Below are 16376 nucleotides of genomic sequence, written 5' to 3'. Positions count from 1 at the left end.
GACTCGAAGGAGGCTAGCCGAAGTGCTTCGGCAGGGTTCCCTCGTAGGCGTCCTTCAGCTCGGACAGCGGCAGGGAGAAGTGGCCCTGGAAGTCCAGTGCCTCAATCTCGGTGTCCACTACGCCAATGCGCATATGTGCGTAGCCGCGGGCACCGCACATGTCCTTGAACCGGACCTCTTCGCTGCGGGCCACGGACACCAGGGCGCGGGACTGGGACTCGGAGAACAGCAGGGTGAACAGGTCCACGCCGTCGCGCTCGCAGACCTCGTCCAGGCCAATCCGGGCACCCACGCCGAAGCGCAGCGCCATCTCGGACAGGGCCGCGGCGAGGCCGCCCTCGGAGAGATCGTGCGCGGCATCGATCATGCCGTCGCGGGAGGCGTTGACCAGCAGTTCGCCGAGCAGCTTCTCCGTCTTCAGGTCCAGAGCGGGAGGCTGTCCGCCCAGGTGGCCGTGCAGGTTGGCGAATTCCGAGCCGTCCAGCTCGTCCCTCGTGACGCCCATCAGGTAGATAGCCTGGCCGTCCTCGCGCCACCCCGACGGCGTGCGGCGGGCGACGTCGTCGAACACGCCCAGCACGCCCACCACGGGGGTGGGGTGGATGGCAACGCCGCCGGTCTGGTTGTAGAGGGAGACGTTGCCGCCGGTAACCGGAATGCCCAGTTCCTGGCAGCCGTCCGCCAGGCCGCGGACGGCCTCGGCGAACTGCCACATGACCTCCGGATCCTCGGGAGAGCCGAAGTTCAGGCAGTCGGTGACCGCCAGCGGGGTGGCGCCGGACGTGGCCACGTTGCGGTAGGACTCCGCCAGTGCCAGGCGGGCACCCTCGTACGGGTTGAGGTAGGTGTACCGGCCGTTGGCGTCGGTGGAGATGGCCACGCCCAGCCCGCTGGCCTCATCCACGCGGATGACGCCGGCGTCGTCGGGCATTGCCAGGGCGGTGTTGCCCTGCACATAGCGGTCAAACTGGTTGGTGACCCAGGACTTGTCGCACATGTTGGGGGAGGCCATCAGTTCCAGGATGGATTTCTTGATGGCTTCGGCACCAAACGGGCGCTCCGCCGCGAAGGAATCCGACTGCAGCTGGTCCTGCCACTCGGGGCGGTGGAACGGGCGGTGGTAGACCGGGCCCTCGTGCGCCACGGTTTTCGGATCGACGTCAACGATCGTCTCGCCGTCCCAGTCGATGATCAGCCGGCCGGTGCCGGTGACCTCGCCGAGCCAGGAGTACTCCACGTTCCACTTGTCCATGATCGCTTCGAACGCCTCAACGTTCTCCGGCGTGACCACGGCCATCATGCGTTCCTGGGACTCGGACATGAGGATTTCGCCCGGCGTCAGGGTGGGATCGCGCAGCAGCACCTTGGTCAGTTCCACGTGCATGCCGCCGTCGCCGTTGGACGCCAGCTCCGACGTCGCGCAGGAGATGCCCGCCGCGCCCAGATCCTGGATGCCCTCCACCACGGAGGACTTGAACAGTTCCAGGCAGCACTCGATGAGCACCTTTTCGGCGAACGGGTCGCCCACCTGCACGGCGGGCCGCTTGGAGGGCTTGTCCGCGTCGAAGGACTCGGAGGCCAGCACCGAGGCGCCGCCAATGCCGTCGCCGCCGGTCCGGGCGCCGAAGAGCACCACCTTGTTGCCGGCGCCGGAGGCGTTGGCCAGCCGGATGTCCTCGTGCCGCATGACGCCCACAGCCAGGGCGTTAACCAGCGGATTGCCCTGGTACACGGAGTCGAAGACCAGCTCGCCGCCAATGTTCGGCAGGCCCAGCGAGTTGCCGTAGCCGCCGATGCCGGAGACGATGCCGTGCACCAGGCGGGCGGTGTCGGGGTGGTCGATGGCGCCGAAGCGCAGCGGATCCATCACGGCAACGGGGCGGGCGCCCATGGAGATGATGTCGCGGACAATGCCGCCGACGCCGGTTGCCGCACCCTGATAGGGCTCCACGAAGGAGGGGTGGTTGTGGGACTCGACCTTGAAGGTCACGGCCCAGCCTTCACCGATGTCCACGACGCCGGCGTTCTCGCCGATGCCCACCAGCAGGTGTTCCTTCATCTTCTCGGTGACCTTTTCACCGAACTGGGAGAGGTGCACCTTGGAGGACTTGTAGGAGCAGTGCTCGGACCACATGACCGAGTACATGGCCAGTTCCGCGGCGGTGGGGCGGCGGCCGAGGATCTCGACGACGCGGTTGAATTCGTCTTCCTTCAGGCCGAGTTCGGCCCAGGGCAGGTCCGTCTCCGGAGTGGCGGCGGCGTGTTCAACGGTGTCGATGCGGAACTTCTTCGCGCCGGCCGTGGAGTCTGCGGAAACTGTCATGATTTGCCTCCGGCAACAAGCGAGGTGAGAACTGAGGTGAAGATGCCCAGGCCGTCGGTGCCGTAACCCAGCCCAACCTCGCCGTAGGCGGAGGAATCCGGGCCGAAACCCGGTTCCACTGCGTGTTCAGGGTGCGGCATGAGGCCGACGACGTTGCCGGCGGCGTTGGAGATGCCGGCAATGTTGCGGCGCGAGCCGTTGGGGTTGGCGCCGTCGTAGCGGAACACCACGCGGCCTTCCCCCTCGAGTTCATCCAGCGTCTTTTCATCAGCGACGTACTGGCCGTCCTGGTTTTTCAGCGGGATGACCATGCCGGAGTCCTTGGCGTAGGAACCGGTCCAGGCAGTGGTGTTGTTTTCCACGCGCAGCAGCTGGTCCGCGCAGGAGAACTTCAGGTGGTTGTTCTTGATCATGGAGCCGGGCAGCAGGTGCGCCTCGGTGAGGATCTGGAAGCCGTTGCAGATGCCCAGCACGGGCATACCGCCCTTGGAAGCATCCACCACCTTGTCCATGAGCGGCGCAAAGCGGGCAATGGCGCCGGCACGGAGGTAGTCACCGTAGGAGAAACCGCCGGGAACAATGACGGCGTCAACGCTTTGCAGATTCGCTTCGTTGTGCCAGAGGCCGACGGCGGTGCCGCCGGCGAGCGTGACGGCACGGGCGGCGTCGCGGTCATCCAGGGTGCCGGGGAACGTGATGATGCCGATCCGGATTGCTCGCAGGGCATCGTTGTCGGGGGCGACCGAGAAGTCGCCGATCAGGGGAGTGCTCAAAATCAGGCCTCCGGGATTACTTCAACGCGGGTGACATCTTCGATGACGGGGTTGGACAGCAGCGTTGCGGCTGCCGTGCGGGCCTGCTCGAGGACTTCTTCAGTCACGTCGCCGTCTACGGTCAGCTCGAAGCGCTTGCCCTGCCGGACACCGGTAAATCCGGTCAGGCCAAGCCGCGGCAGGGCGCCGGCGATAGCCTTGCCCTGGGGATCGAGGATTTCGGGTTTGGGCATAACGTCAACAACGATCCGGGGCATCCGGGCAACTCCTGTGAGAGAAAAAATGGGTGGCCGCGGACCCTGCCGTCTCACGCTGATTCAGCGCTCCGCGAGCTTGCACTGTCCAGTCTAGCGGCGTTTTCCGCGCCCGTCCTTTCGTGTCATTCGGGGTCCGGAAAGGCTGCCGGGCGGCATGCCCGCTAGTGGTCCAGCAACCGCTGCACAAACTGTCGGGTGCGCTCCTGTTTGGGGGCCGCAAGAACCTCCGACGGCGGGCCCTCCTCCACCACAACGCCGCCGTCCATGAAGATGACGCGGTCCGCCACATCCCTGGCGAAGCGGAGCTCGTGGGTCACTAGCAGCATGGTCCAACCCTCCGCTGCGAGTTCACGAATGGCCTCCAGGACTTCACCCACGAGTTCCGGATCCAGCGCGGAGGTGGGCTCGTCAAAAAGCAGCAGCCGCGGCTTGAGGGCGAGTGCCCGGGCTATGCCCACCCGCTGCTGCTGCCCGCCGGAGAGCTGATAGGGATAAGAGCCGCTCTTGTCTGCAAGCCCCACGCGTTCCAGCAGGGCCAGCGCATCAGCTGCGGCTTCGTCCCGGGGGCGCCGCTGCACCCGAACGGGGCCCTCCGTTACGTTCTCCAGCACCGTGCGGTGCGGAAACAGGTTGTAGTGCTGGAAAACCATGGCGCTGTGCTCCCGCAGTCCGGACACCGTGCGGCGCGGAGGTTTGCTGCCGAAGTCCACTGCGGCCCCTTCGGCAAACTGGACCGTCCCCGAGTCAGGCACCTCCAGCCCGTTGAGGCAGCGCAGGACGGTGGTTTTGCCTGATCCGCTGGGCCCAATCAGTGCAACCACTTGGCCGCGGCGGATGTCCAGGTCAATTCCCTTGAGCACTTCCACCGGGCCGAAGCGCTTGTGCAACCCGCGGACAGCCAGGACGTCTGCGCGGGCCGGGTTCTCATTTGGCGACATGGCGGTCCAGCCTCCTTTCAAGTGCAGATTGTCCTGTCGACAGGACAAGGCAGATCAGCCAGTAAATGAAGGCGGCCTCAATGTAGATGGTCATGAACTCGCGGCTGAAGGCTGCTATCTCCTGTGCCTGCCGGAACAGTTCGGTGACAAGGATGAGTGAGGCCAGGGATGTGTCCTTGACCAGGCTGATGAAGGTGTTCGAAAGCGGCGGAACCGATACCCGTGCCGCCTGGGGGAGGATGACGCGGATCATGGTCTGCGCCCGGGACATCCGGATGGTGTAGGCAGCTTCCCACTGTCCGCGCGGGACGGAGAGGATGGCGGCTCTGATGATTTCCGCCGCGTAGCCGCCCACGTTGAGGGAGAAGGCAATGGCCGCGCTGGGCCACGATGGAACAACAATGCCGATGGAGGGCAGCCCGTAAAAGATGACGAAGAGCTGCACCAGCAGTGGGGTTCCACGGATAATCGACACGTAGACGCGGGCAATCCCGGAGAGGATCCGAACCTTGGACAGGCGCAGGAGCGCTATGCCCAGGGCAATGACAAGCCCCAGGGCGAAGGAGAACAGCGCGAGCGGAATGGTGCCCTTGACCGCTCCCTCAACCAGGGGCAGGAATGAGCGGAGGACCAGATCCCGCGTCGACTCATCCATGGGCTGAGCTACCCGGAGACGTTTTCGCCGAAGTACTTCTCCGAAATCTCGGCGAGCGTGCCGTCCGCGCGCAGTTCGGCCAGGGCCTCGTTGACGGCGTCGCGCAGTTCGGTGTTGCCCTTCGCGAAGGCGAAGGCGGAAAGGGCCGGATCATCGGTTTCCGCGGCCACCTCCAGCGGGGCATCAGGGACCTGCTGCATGTAATCCAGGTAGGTGAGCTTGTCATTGACCGTCGCGTCAACGCGTCCCTGTTCCAGCAGGGCCACTGCCTGGGCCCATCCCTCCACCGCCTCGACGTTTGCTCCATTGTCCTTGGCCAGCGTGTACCAGTTGCTGGTCAGGGACTGCGCGGTGGTCTTGTCCTTCAGGTCCGCGAAGGAGCTGATCGACTTTTCGCCGGCAGGCACCACAATGACGCCCGGGCTTACGGTGTACGGCTCCGAGAACTCGTAGGACTCCTCGCGCCCGGGATCAATGGACACCTGATTGGCGATCATGGCAAAACGGTTGGCTTCCAGCCCGGCGAAAATGGCGTCCCACTGCGTCTCTTCGAACTGCACGTCCAGGCCGAGTTTATCCGCCACGGCCTCAGTGATTTCGACGTCATACCCGGTCAGGTCACCGGATCCGTCAGCGTGGAAGCTGAACGGACGGTAGGTGCCCTCGGTGCCCACCACAATGGTGCCGGCTTCCTGAATGGCCTCAAGTCCGGTGGGAGCGGTGGCAGCGTCGTCGGCCGCGCCTGATCCGCACGCAGCCACCATCAGGGTGCCGGCGGCCAGAGTCAGTGCTGCGAAAGTCTTGTGGATGCGCATGGATCTCCTCAGGGTGTCGCAGCCACATTACGCACTGGCCGGCGGATCCGCACGCGTCCTGTTACGCCGCGTGTAGATCCGCCGGTTGCCGGGTCAGGCCGGAACGCTGATCTGGAACCCGCAGCGGCACCGCAGCAGTGTGGTGTCCAGTTGGACTTCAGGAGCCGGCGGGCCGTCCGGATCGGTGAAGACCGGTTCAAAAATGGACGACACGGTGCTGTCCCTGGGCTGCATCGGCTCCCCGCAGTGCAGGTACTGTGCCGTGGTGCTGTCCGGCTGCAGCTCCCGTGCCCGTACGGAGGAATGCCGCACCGGATGGCCGTAGAAACGGTGGCATTCCGAACAGGTGTAGCTAATTTCCAGGAACTCCGTTGCATCATCGCCAACGGCCGGTTCCACGGATTCAATAATGAGATAGTCATCCGTTCCGCAGTGTGTGCACCACGGAACGTAGGGTTCCGGCGCAGGGTCTGCTTCGCCTTCGGATCTTGCCTGCGTTGACATTCGTGCCTCCAGATATAGCCCGGGCGGAAGATTTCCGGCCGGATCGCATACTAAGCATGCTTAATGATTTTACGCAGTGAGGGGACAGGCAACAAGTCTCCCCAGGCAGCGGTTCCGGAGAAGAGCTGTGTCAGGCCCGCTTGTCCTGGCGCCGGCGGACTACCGGAGCTTTCCCTCCGCCGGGCCCAGCAGTGCGGCGAGGCTTTCCCAGCGGCCAATCTGGCAGCCGTCCCGCAGCGAGAAGGTTTGGTCCACGGCTTCGCCGTTCACGGTGCCGGTGACCCGTGCGCGCTGCTGCCCCTTGATCATCTGGGTGCACATCAGGTTGGCATCGGGAGCTGCGAAGAGGGCGGTTCCTTTCTCCGCCAGCACGGCGCAGGCTGCGGCCGGATCCGGTGCGTCCGAACTCCCGGTGAGGGATGCGCCGTCACAGTTCAGGGTCCAGCCGGCGCTGGCGGTCTCGCCGTCTTCCCGGTACTCCACGGTGAGCGAGGTGGCGCTGGAGGAAGCGTCCGGTGCTGTGGTTCCGGTAGCTGTCGGGGAAGCGGAAACGGATACGGACGGGGAGGCAGAGTCTGCCGAAGGTGCGCCGGCGGAGTCGCCGCACGCTGACAGGGCCAGGGCGGCAAGCGCCAGGATCGACAGTCCTTTGAGTGGACGGAACATGAGCGAGACCTCCGGATAGGGTGGCCCCAGCCTAGTCAATTCTCAGCCGGTTTGGTTCTCGTCGGCCGCCGCCCGCGCCTGAGCCAGGAAGTACGGGCCCTGCCCGGGATAGTAGTCACCGAATTCCGGGAGGGTGCCGCCCCCGCGGACCGCCGCCAGCCGGTCCAGATAGTATTCCCAGCCCGGTCCCACGCTCTCCGCAATCAGCGGATTGTCGAGGTGGTGAATGAAATCCAGCCGGGTTCCGCCGGAGCGGTCCTGTAAGCGGATCTCCAGGTCCCAGCTGCCGTATTCGTCCTCCACCAGCAGGCGAAGCAGTTCCGCGGCTGCGCACTCGGAAACCTGCACCCGGCTCCACGGCAGGCCGTCCTCGTAGAGCATCTGAAGATCCAGCCGGGCTCCCCGGGCCGGGGAGCCCTGCCAGCGTCCAAACCAGGAAGCTGTTTGGGCGGGATCAGTGAAACTGGACCAGACGGCATCCGGCGGTTCGGAAAACAGCCGGGAAAAGGTCAGGTTGTACGATTCCGGTCCGGTACAGGTGATTCTGCCGGTGGGTTGTGGATCCATAGCTGCTCCTGAAGGGGTTCCAGCAGGCCAAGGATGCGGGCCCGCAGCAGTTGTGACTCTTCACTGAACTGTCGCTGGGCGGCAGCGTATTCGCTCCGGCCGCCCGGGGTTTCCACGCGGATGGGGGAGTAGCCCCAATCCTGAAGGTCATAGGGGGAGGCCTGCATGTCCATGGTCCGGATGCGCCAGGACAGTTCGAAGCAGTCCATGACGAGTTCGCTCGGCAGCAGCGGCACCAGCTTGTAGGCCCACTTGTAGAGGTCCATGTTGGCGTGCAGGCAGCCGGGCTGCTCAAGGTCAATCTGGTTTTCGCGGGTAGGGCGGAGTTCGTTCAGGGGCGCGGCCTGCGGTGCATAGAAACGGAATGCGTCGAAGTGGGTGCACCGGATCTTGCTCCGCTCCACGAGCTCGTCGGTTCCCTGCGCACCCAGGCGGAGCTGCAGGTATTCATGCCGGACACCGTTGGTGTCCGACTTATAGGCCATTGCCCACTCATGCATGCCGAAACAGCCCAGGGTTGCTTTCCGTGCGGCAGTGCGGGCAAGCAGCCTTGCAGTGAAAGCCGTGGCGTCTCCCCGCGCCGCCGCAAAGGCGGGCAGGTCCACGGTCACCGCCGTCGTGCCGGCGTCGAGGCCCGCCGCCGCAAGTTCCGGTTCGCTGAGGGGGCGGTAGAACTTCCAGTCCCTGCGCTCGCCTGCCGCCTCTCCGGCCAGGACGACGCCGGCTCCCGGATGCCAGCGCAGCAGCTGTCCGGGCTTCTGTGAGTAGTAGGTGAAGAGGAAATCTTCCACAGGATGTTTTTGTCCCGCCGACCTGCGGGACAAAAATCCCTCCACGAAAGGCTGCGCGCGTTCATGGTGCTGCTGAACCAGGGGCAGCCACTGATCCTCTCGGAGGACGGCGGAAAAAGCGGAGGAAGTCACGCACCCATTATCCCGCTCCCGCTCCCGGGTGTGGGGAGCGGGAGCGTTGCCGGGCCCCTTAAGGCACGAATGAGTTCTCATTTGCTGCCGCTGCAGGCTGTGCGGCCTCGATCAACCGCCGCATGGCTTCATTGAGCTCCTGCACCTGGTCCCGGGTCAGGTTCAAGCGTTCCATCATGGTGCCCGGAACTTCAGCGGCCTGTCCCCGCAGGGAGTGTCCGGCTGCTGTCAGCTCCACGGCCAGGGACCGGTCATCTCCCGGTGCGCGGTTGCGGGTGAGGAGCCCGGCCGTCTCCAGCCGCTTGAGCATCGGCGAAAGCGTGGCCGGCTCCATGGCCAGGGCGGCGCCGAGGCTGCGGACGCTTCGCGGGCTCTCTTCCCACAGGGCAAGCATGACCAGATACTGCGGGTGGGTGAGGCCCAGTTTTTCCAGCACGGGCTTGTAGGCGCCAACAACGCTCCGGGAAGCCACCGACAGGGCAAAGCACAGCTGATGTTCCAGCAAAAGGTCCTCATCAACCCGGCCCATGTCCTCATCCCTTCTTAAAACCATTAGTGCACTAATGATTAGCGTACTATGGGCTGCAGGCGAAAATGTTGCGGAAAGGTGCAGGACATGGCTGACAAAGAGAGCTTCACATCGAAATTCATGCGGACCACAGGCAAGGTGCGGTTGATCTTTGGCCCTGCCCAGACCAGTTCCCTGGACCACCCCATGACCGATGAAAACCAGCAGCTGCTCAAGGATCAGCAGGCGCAGGAGAAGGCCCTGTGGGAAACCGTCACCCGGCCGGACGGAAGCAGCTACATCGTTTCGCGCAAGCCCTAGCAATCCAGCCGCGGAAAAATCCCGGCACTAAAGGTTTGCGGAATACACCCGCAGCATGCCAATGAGCGCGTACGGTTGACTGACCCGGAATTCAGGCGCCCTGCACCTGGACGGACTTCCGGTCTCAACCGCACAAGGAACTCTCCATGAGCGCTGAAATCCCTGCCCGGCCGGACCCCCTGGTCCACGGCACCTCGCTGGCCGGCCGCGTTGCCCGCCTGGTCTCGGTGTTTTACGGCGACGCCGAACGTAACCGGTTCACGGAGCCGGTCCGGCACCTGCACGATGATCTGGAAAATGAGATCGATGAACAGCTGCGGACAATCCGGGTTGAAACGGATGCGTCCGGCAGGCATTACGGGGTCCAAATCACCGCCCCGAAGGACCCTGAGCCGCCGTGGCCCGAGCTGTCCTACCGAAACTACTCGCTCCGCCCGCCCCTGTCCCCGGACGCCTGAGCCGGCTTTGGGACCGGCCCGGGGCAGGAGGCAGCAGCCGGGCGGAATCGGTTGTGCCGCTGCTAGCGGCCGGTGCCGCCGTATACGGTAGCCTCGTCCTCGCCGTCGAGCCCGAACGCCGCGTGGACGGCGCGGACAGCCGTGTCCAGAAGTGCGGCGTCGGTAACCACTGAAATGCGGATCTCCGAGGTGGAAATCATGTCGATGTTCACCCCGGCCTCATGCAGCGCCTGGAAGAAACGGTGCGAGACGCCCGGGTTGGAGCGCATGCCGGCGCCGATCAGCGAGAGCTTGCCGATCTGCTCGTTGTAGTCGATGCTGTCGAAGCCCACCTCCGCTTTGGCCTCATTCAGGGCTGCCATGGCGGCCTGGCCGTCAACGATCGGCAGGGTGAAGGAGATGTCCGTCTTTCCTGAGCCCTGGGTCGAGACGTTCTGCACGATCATGTCGATGTTCGTGTTGGCTCCGGCCACGATGCCGAAAATCTCCGCCGCCTTGCCGGGGATATCCGGGACGCCCACTACGGTGAGCTTGGCTTCGGAGCGGTCATGCGCAACGCCGGAAATGATGGGCTGTTCCAAGGGTTCTCCCTCTTGAATCTTGATCTTGTCATCGGGGCTGGGCAGAACCCAGGTTCCCTCGTGCTGGCTGAAGGAGGAGCGTACATGCAGCGGAACGCCGAAGCGGCGGGCGTACTCCACGCAGCGCAGGTGCAGGATCTTGGCGCCGGAAGCCGCCATTTCCAGCATTTCCTCGCTGGAGATGGTGTCAATCTTCTGGGCGGTGGGTGCCACGCGCGGATCCGCCGTGTAAATGCCGTCCACGTCCGTGTAGATCTCGCAAACGTCGGCGCCCAGCGCGGCAGCCAGTGCGACGGCGGTGGTGTCTGATCCGCCGCGGCCCAGCGTGGTGATGTCGTGGCTGTCCCGGCTCATGCCCTGGAAGCCCGCAACAATGGCGACGTCGCCCTTCTCAATGGCCGTCTTGATCCGGTGCGGGGAAACGTCGATGATGCGGGCCTTGCCGTGGATGGCATCGGTAATCATGCCGGCCTGGCTGCCGGTGAAGGACTGGGCCGATCCGCCGCGTTCGTTGATGGCCATGGCCAGCAGTGCCATGGAAATGCGTTCCCCGGCGCTCAGCAGCATGTCCATTTCGCGGGCGTTGCCTCCGCTGGTGATCTGTCCGGCCAGGTCCAGCAGCTCGTCAGTGCTGTCACCCATGGCGGAAACCACCACCACTACCTCGTTGCCTGCGGCATGTGTGTCCACCACCCGCTGGGCAACGCGCTTGATGCCTTCGGCGTCCGACACGGAGGAACCGCCGAATTTCTGAACAATCAGGCTCATGCGTACACGCTCTCTGAATCACTTCCGGTTTGCTGCCCGGCGACGTCCTCGGCGCGGTGCATCTGATGTCATCCCCGGCAGTCCAGGGAAGCCGGGCCACGGATACTGTGTGGCCAATCATCAAAAGTCTAGCGTTGGAGCCTGAACGCGCCGAAATATAAGGGACATATGCACTTAATGTCACGCTTCGGCAGATTCACGGGGTTGCCCGGAACTGCCGGAAAACACCCGGAACGGGAAGAAGCGGCTAGGACATGCTGCGCCGGCCCTCAAAAGCGCGGCCCAGCGTAATTTCGTCGGCATATTCCAGGTCTCCGCCCACCGGCAGGCCGGATGCCAGCCGGGTCACGTTGATGCCCAGGGTCTTGAGCATCCGCGACAGGTAGGTGGCGGTGGCCTCGCCCTCAAGGTTGGGGTCCGTGGCAATGATGATTTCGGAGATCTGCTCGTCCGAGAGCCGGCTCAGGAGCTCACGGATGCGCAGCTGGTCCGGTCCAATCCCCGCAATGGGATTAATGGCGCCGCCCAGTACGTGGTACCGGCCGCGGAAGGATCGCGTGCGTTCCACGGCAATGACGTCCTTGGACTCTTCAACCACACAGATCATGGTCGGATCCCGGCGGCTGTCCCGGCAGATGGCGCACGTTTCATGCTCGGTGACGTTGCCGCAGATGCTGCAGAACTTCACCTTGTCCTTGACCGTGACGATGGAGGACGCCAGTTTCCGCATATCCTCCGGATCAGCTTCCAGAATGTGGAAGGCAATGCGCTGGGCGGATTTGGGGCCAATCCCCGGAAGCCGTCCCAGCTCATCAATCAGTTCCTGAACTGCGCCTTCGTACACGTGACCTTCTCTGCTGGATTGGTGCGCCGCCGCTGAGGCTGCGTTGGTGCTGCCGGTACCGGATGGTCCCGCCGGCAAACCGGCGGGGTTCAGGCTGGTTGCGGAACTCGGGGGTTACCGGCCGTCGAGGCTGCGTTCTTCGATCAGCCGGCCGCCCAGGATCCGCTCGATGGCTTTCCTGCCCACCAGCCCGGAATCTTCGAGCCGGATGTCATCCGCGCTGGGGATGTCCTCCACCGAGTTTACTGCGCTGCGCCCGGGGGAGGGGTGCGCCGAACCGCTGCGCGCGGCGGCTTCGTTGAGCAGTTTTTGGTACCGGCTCAGCGGCCGCCCGTCGTTGCCCGGTCCGGGACCGGCGGCGGGAGATGGGGCAGGGCGCTGTACCTGCGGCTGCGCCGTTGCGGGCGCGGCCGACGACGAGGCCGGAGCCGGTGCTGTCTGAACCGACGCTGTTGGGGCCGGTGTTGTTTGGGCCTGTCTTGTTTGTGCCGGCGATGACCCTGTTCCGGCCCAGTTTGTGGCAGCCCATTCGCTGTCGGACAGATTGCCGGACGAATACACGTCAGCGGGCGGTTCGGCCTGCTCCCAGGCGTTACTTTCCGGACCGCCGGCATACGGATCCTCCGGCGGCTCCTGCTGCCAGTCGTCCGGAAGCGGACCGGGTTCGGCCGCAGCAGTACCTCGCCCGCCCCGGGCGGGGAACCGTGAAGAGGACGAGTGCTGCTGGCTGGAACGCTGCTGTCCGGAACCCGGATGGCCCGAACCCTGCTGCGCTGAACCCTGCTGCGCTGAACCCTGTTGGGGGTTTTGTCCGCGGCGGCGGTTCAGTGCAGCGGCAGCCGCGGGACCGGAGGTAACAGCCGAGGAGCCATGGGCACGCTGCGGGTGAGCCGCTGGTCCTGACGATGCCGGACTGTCGGACGGTGCCGAGATGTCAGACGGTGCCGGACGGTCGGAAGAAACCCGGGCAGCCGGAGCGGCGGGCCCAGCCGCGGGGGCTGTGGAAACGGCAGGCGCGGACGGCACAGCTGCCGCAGGTGATGACACAGCCGATGCCGACGGCACAGCCGGGGCCGGTGCCGAACGGACGGCGGGTTGCTGGGACGGAGCCTGGACCTGAGCGGAAGCCGGCGCCGGGGTTAACCGGCTACCTGCTTTTGGGCCCGACTCACCCGCCGAACTGTCATGCACCACATTGACCTGGCAATCCACTCCAAGGACCTGGCTGACCGCCTTCCGGAGGTTCTCCAGATGGTCCGGGCGGTTGAAGTTTGTGGCGGCTCCCTGGTTGCTGAACGCCAACTGCAGGATGCGTCCGTCGAAGGACTTGGGGCTGGCGTTCTTGCTGACGTTCAACCAGGTGGCACGGCGGATTCCCGTGAGGGCCTCCATGATCTCGGGCCAGGCACGGCGGATCATTTCAATCTGGCCGCCCGAAGCATCACCGGCACCGCCGGCCTGAGGCGCGGCGCCGGCGGGCTGCTGTGCTGCCGGGGCCGGTGCTGCCTGGGCCGGCTCCGGAGCGGAAGGTGCCCGGCGCTGATCCGGTTCTGCAGCGGGAGAAGCGGCAGGACCGGCAGGAGGCGCCGGAGACGCGGCACCATTGCCGGCAAATCCGGCCGGTGCGGTTCCTGCGGATCCGTTGCCGGTATTTGCTGTGTTCGGCGGTTCCGGCGCGGTGGCCCAGGTTCCGCCCCAGTCCAGGGGTGAACTGTCCGAAGCAGCCGAAGCAGCCGAAGCGTTCGAGGCACCGGGCGCAACCGCAGCGGGCACGGCGTCCGGCTGATGTTCAGCCGGGGCATCCGCAACCACTGCGGGGGTCTCCGGTGCCGCCGTCGGGCGTGCCGCCGGAATGGATTCAACCGGCGACGAGGCAGCTGCCGCCCGGCCTACAGCTTCGGCGCTGTCCCCGGCGTAGCTCAGGCGACGTTCGATCCGGTCAACGCGTGCAGCGGTGCCGCGTTCGGTCTGGTCTGAGGCGGGCAGCAGGATGCGTGCGCACAGCAGTTCCAGGTGCAGCCGCGGGGACGTGGCGCCGGTCATTTCCGTCAGCGCGGTGTTGGTGATGTCTGCGGCGCGGGACAGTTCGGCGCCGCCGAGCTGGGTGGCCTGCGTGCTCATCCGGCTGATCTGGTCCTCCGGCATGCCGCGCAGTACCGCGGCGGCGCTGTCCGGCATGGCATGGACAATGATGAGGTCGCGGAAGCGTTCCAGCAGGTCCTCGACAAACCGCCGTGGATCCTGTCCGGTTTGGATGACCCGGTCCACCGCGCGGAAGACGGTGGCGGCGTCGCCGGCCGCAAAGGCGTCCACGACGTCGTCGAGCAGTGAGATGGGCGTGTAGCCCAGGAGGTTCACGGCCAGTTCGTAGTCCAGCCCTGATTCTCCGGCGCCGGCCATCAGCTGGTCCAGCACTGAAAGCGAGTCACGGACGGATCCGCCGCCGGCCCGGATGACCAGGGACAGGACGCCGGGGGCCACGGGCACGTTTTCCTGCTGGCAGAGCCGGTCCAGGTACGCCAGCAGCGGCTCCGGGGGAACCAGGCGGAACGGGTAGTGGTGGGTGCGCGAGCGGATGGTGCCGATGACCTTGTCCGGCTCCGTGGTGGCGAAGATGAACTTGATGTGCTCCGGGGGCTCTTCCACGATCTTGAGCAGTGCATTGAAGCCGGCCGAGGTCACCATGTGGGCTTCGTCAATGATGAAAATCTTGTAGCGGTCGCGGACCGGGGCGAAGGTGGCGCGTTCGCGCAGGTCCCGGGCGTCGTCGACGCCGCCGTGGCTGGCGGCGTCAATCTCGATGACATCGAGGCTGCCGGAGCCGTTGCGTGCCAGCTCAACGCAGCTGTCGCACTTGCCGCAGGGAACCGGCGTCGGGCCTTCGGCGCAGTTCAGGCAGCGCGCGAGGATGCGCGCGGAAGTTGTCTTGCCGCAGCCGCGGGGGCCGGAGAAAAGGTAGGCGTGATTCACGCGGTTTTTGGAGAGCGCCGCCATCAGCGGTTCAGTGACGTGCTCCTGCCCGATCACATCCGCGAAGCTCTCGGGACGGTAGCGGCGGTAAAGGGCTGTACTCACAGATAGAACCCTATCGGTTGGCACTGACGGTTTGCATCCCGGCACCTGGGGCGGGGAAAACCTGTTGATCCTAAAAAATTAAAGACCCCTCATGCACCTGCCAGAGCCCGCTTACCCTTGCTACCTTCCGGTCCTGGGGGAGTTCACAGGATGACACCACATGAGGGGCCGCGAACCAGTCTACCCGATTTTTTGAGTGCTTATGCGGCGGCTGGTTTCAGGGCATTCAGTGTGCCTTTTGCGCCGCTCACGGTCTCTGTAGACGGTCTGTGCATATACGGCTCTCCTATAGAAGGAAGCCGTAGTGGGGCGCGCCGTATATAGGGAGCCGCACAGGAGACAGCCCCAGAGGTCAGAGCGGCGTCCGGATGTAGCGGTACATGTCCTTCCACTGGGATCCCACCTTCTGCCAGGAGGGCAGCAGTGCATCCCTTCTGTAGCCGGCCCGTTCCGCTGTTCGCCACGACCCTTCATTCCACGGCTCTATATACAGGTGGATTCGGCGCATGTCCGCCTCCGTGAGCGCCCACTCCGTCAGCAGGGCCAGTGCTGCACCTGCATAGCCCTGCCTCCGGTGATCCGGGCCAATCCAATATCCGATCGTGTCCGGGTTGCTGGTCCGGCGTGAGGATTGCCCGGGCCACAAGCCGATCTGGCCGACGGCAACATTCGAAGCGGCATCGGCAACGGCAAAGGACCAGCCGGATCCGCTCTTCAGCCGCTGATGCTGGCGTTCCATGAAGGCCAGCGCTTCGGTGCGTCCGGAAGTGGCGGGTACAGAGGTGATGAGGGGAATCAGCGGATCGCGGGACGCAGATTGGATGAGTCCGACGTCGGCGGCTATGAAGGCGCGCAGTGTCACCCGGGTGCCGGCAGTGGAGGCAGGGGTAGTGAGGGCAGGGAGTTCGAGCGGATTGCCCAGTCCCCGCATACCGGCCGATGGCATGGTGCTCCCTTCCAGTGGTCCTCTATCTATGGTCCCTCTATAGGGTCCTCTGGGAGGCGGTTTCGGGCTGGTTTGGAGCCGATTTGCGGGTGGGTGGAAACCTGTGTAAAGTCTTCTAAGTCGCCGCGGCCGGGAGTTGGAAAACATCCCGAGCAGGGCGGCCAAACCCCACCAAAAACATCCTGGTGATCCACCCTGCGCCTCACGGCCCGGGAGCGGAAAGCCGGGGCTTTTGCGCGGGGTCAGCCGGACAATATGAAGCACGCTTCGGAAATACACCGAATTGCCAAATACGGTCCGGATGAAATAGAATAAAGAAACACTGCAGCGAAGAGAAAAGAAAAACATTCATTGTTTTTCCGAGTATTTCGGATGCATCTGTTGTTTGAGAACTCAATAGTGTGCCAAGTTTATTGATACCAATTATTTTAATTGGTTGAACTGGTTGTTTCCG

At 64.7% G+C, this 16376-nt stretch carries 18 protein-coding genes and 1 other RNA gene; 2 read left to right on the top strand and 17 right to left on the bottom strand.

Annotated features, from left to right (window positions below):
- Positions 1–13: 13 nt before the first annotated feature.
- The 11 genes from purL to QMA10_RS04965 all read right to left on the bottom strand — a co-directional run bounded on the left by purL (position 14) and on the right by QMA10_RS04965 (position 8950).
- A complete protein-coding gene (purL, locus tag QMA10_RS05015; protein ID WP_290166665.1) occupies positions 14–2323 on the bottom strand; it encodes a phosphoribosylformylglycinamidine synthase subunit PurL in 2310 nt (769 codons plus the stop codon).
- Positions 2320–3084, bottom strand: coding sequence for a phosphoribosylformylglycinamidine synthase subunit PurQ (gene purQ / locus QMA10_RS05010; protein ID WP_290166814.1), 765 nt, complete (start codon positions 3082–3084; stop codon positions 2320–2322). Before purQ ends, purL begins: the two co-directional genes overlap by 4 nt.
- A 14-nt stretch (positions 3085–3098) precedes the next feature.
- Entirely contained in the window at positions 3099–3353 is a 255-nt protein-coding gene (gene purS / locus QMA10_RS05005; protein ID WP_104053637.1) for a phosphoribosylformylglycinamidine synthase subunit PurS, read from the bottom strand.
- 161 nt (positions 3354–3514) lie between these two features.
- Positions 3515–4291: an amino acid ABC transporter ATP-binding protein gene (locus QMA10_RS05000; RefSeq protein ID WP_290166661.1), complete on the bottom strand. Its 777-nt coding sequence runs from the start codon at positions 4289–4291 to the stop codon at positions 3515–3517.
- Positions 4278–4946 (bottom strand): amino acid ABC transporter permease, encoded by a 669-nt coding sequence (locus QMA10_RS04995; RefSeq protein ID WP_290166659.1) that lies wholly within the window; start codon positions 4944–4946, stop codon positions 4278–4280. Before QMA10_RS04995 ends, QMA10_RS05000 begins: the two co-directional genes overlap by 14 nt.
- Before the next feature lie 8 nt (positions 4947–4954).
- Positions 4955–5761, bottom strand: a complete 807-nt coding sequence (locus QMA10_RS04990; protein ID WP_290166657.1) for an amino acid ABC transporter substrate-binding protein — start codon at positions 5759–5761, stop codon at positions 4955–4957.
- A 93-nt stretch (positions 5762–5854) separates the two neighbouring features.
- Positions 5855–6265 carry a hypothetical protein gene (locus QMA10_RS04985; protein WP_290166656.1) on the bottom strand — a complete coding sequence of 137 codons (411 nt, stop codon included), beginning with the start codon at positions 6263–6265 and terminating at the stop codon, positions 5855–5857.
- A gap of 159 nt (positions 6266–6424) precedes the next feature.
- Positions 6425–6931, bottom strand: a complete 507-nt coding sequence (locus QMA10_RS04980) for a hypothetical protein (protein ID WP_290166654.1) — start codon at positions 6929–6931, stop codon at positions 6425–6427.
- Positions 6932–6973: 42 nt separating this feature from the next.
- Positions 6974–7498: an SRPBCC domain-containing protein gene (locus QMA10_RS04975; RefSeq protein WP_290166653.1), complete on the bottom strand. Its 525-nt coding sequence runs from the start codon at positions 7496–7498 to the stop codon at positions 6974–6976.
- Positions 7441–8376 carry a 3-methyladenine DNA glycosylase gene (locus tag QMA10_RS04970; RefSeq protein WP_290166812.1) on the bottom strand — a complete coding sequence of 312 codons (936 nt, stop codon included), beginning with the start codon at positions 8374–8376 and terminating at the stop codon, positions 7441–7443. The genes QMA10_RS04975 and QMA10_RS04970 overlap by 58 nt, the downstream gene beginning before the upstream one ends.
- Positions 8377–8479: 103 nt before the next feature.
- Positions 8480–8950 carry a MarR family transcriptional regulator gene (locus QMA10_RS04965; protein ID WP_290166651.1) on the bottom strand — a complete coding sequence of 157 codons (471 nt, stop codon included), beginning with the start codon at positions 8948–8950 and terminating at the stop codon, positions 8480–8482.
- Positions 8951–9037: 87 nt separating this feature from the next.
- Between QMA10_RS04965 and QMA10_RS04960 the strand changes: the two genes are divergently transcribed.
- Together QMA10_RS04960 and QMA10_RS04955 are read left to right on the top strand one after the other, a co-directional pair.
- Positions 9038–9250, top strand: a complete 213-nt coding sequence (locus tag QMA10_RS04960; RefSeq protein ID WP_290166650.1) for a hypothetical protein — start codon at positions 9038–9040, stop codon at positions 9248–9250.
- 146 nt (positions 9251–9396) lie between these two features.
- Positions 9397–9708, top strand: coding sequence for a hypothetical protein (locus QMA10_RS04955; protein WP_290166648.1), 312 nt, complete (start codon positions 9397–9399; stop codon positions 9706–9708).
- Between the two features lie 62 nt (positions 9709–9770).
- Here QMA10_RS04955 and QMA10_RS04950 read toward each other — a convergent pair whose 3' ends face one another.
- From QMA10_RS04950 to QMA10_RS04925, 6 genes are all read right to left on the bottom strand, one after another.
- Positions 9771–11057 (bottom strand): aspartate kinase, encoded by a 1287-nt coding sequence (locus QMA10_RS04950; protein ID WP_290166646.1) that lies wholly within the window; start codon positions 11055–11057, stop codon positions 9771–9773.
- A gap of 247 nt (positions 11058–11304) precedes the next feature.
- Positions 11305–11901: a recombination mediator RecR gene (gene recR / locus QMA10_RS04945; protein ID WP_290166644.1), complete on the bottom strand. Its 597-nt coding sequence runs from the start codon at positions 11899–11901 to the stop codon at positions 11305–11307.
- Between the two features lie 114 nt (positions 11902–12015).
- Entirely contained in the window at positions 12016–14976 is a 2961-nt protein-coding gene (locus QMA10_RS04940) for a DNA polymerase III subunit gamma and tau (RefSeq protein ID WP_290166642.1), read from the bottom strand.
- A 77-nt stretch (positions 14977–15053) separates the two neighbouring features.
- Positions 15054–15149, bottom strand: an RNA gene (gene ffs / locus QMA10_RS04935) — signal recognition particle sRNA small type.
- Between the two features lie 179 nt (positions 15150–15328).
- Positions 15329–15922: a GNAT family protein gene (locus QMA10_RS04930; RefSeq protein WP_290166640.1), complete on the bottom strand. Its 594-nt coding sequence runs from the start codon at positions 15920–15922 to the stop codon at positions 15329–15331.
- A 202-nt stretch (positions 15923–16124) separates the two neighbouring features.
- Positions 16125–16376, bottom strand: a 252-nt coding sequence (locus tag QMA10_RS04925; RefSeq protein ID WP_290166638.1) for a hypothetical protein, incomplete at its 5' end; no start/stop codon positions are given.

The sequence above is a fragment of the Arthrobacter sp. APC 3897 genome, from assembly GCF_030407495.1.
In the GTDB taxonomy this organism is placed as follows: domain Bacteria; phylum Actinomycetota; class Actinomycetes; order Actinomycetales; family Micrococcaceae; genus Arthrobacter_B.
This window is presented reverse-complemented; position numbering and strand designations above follow the sequence as displayed.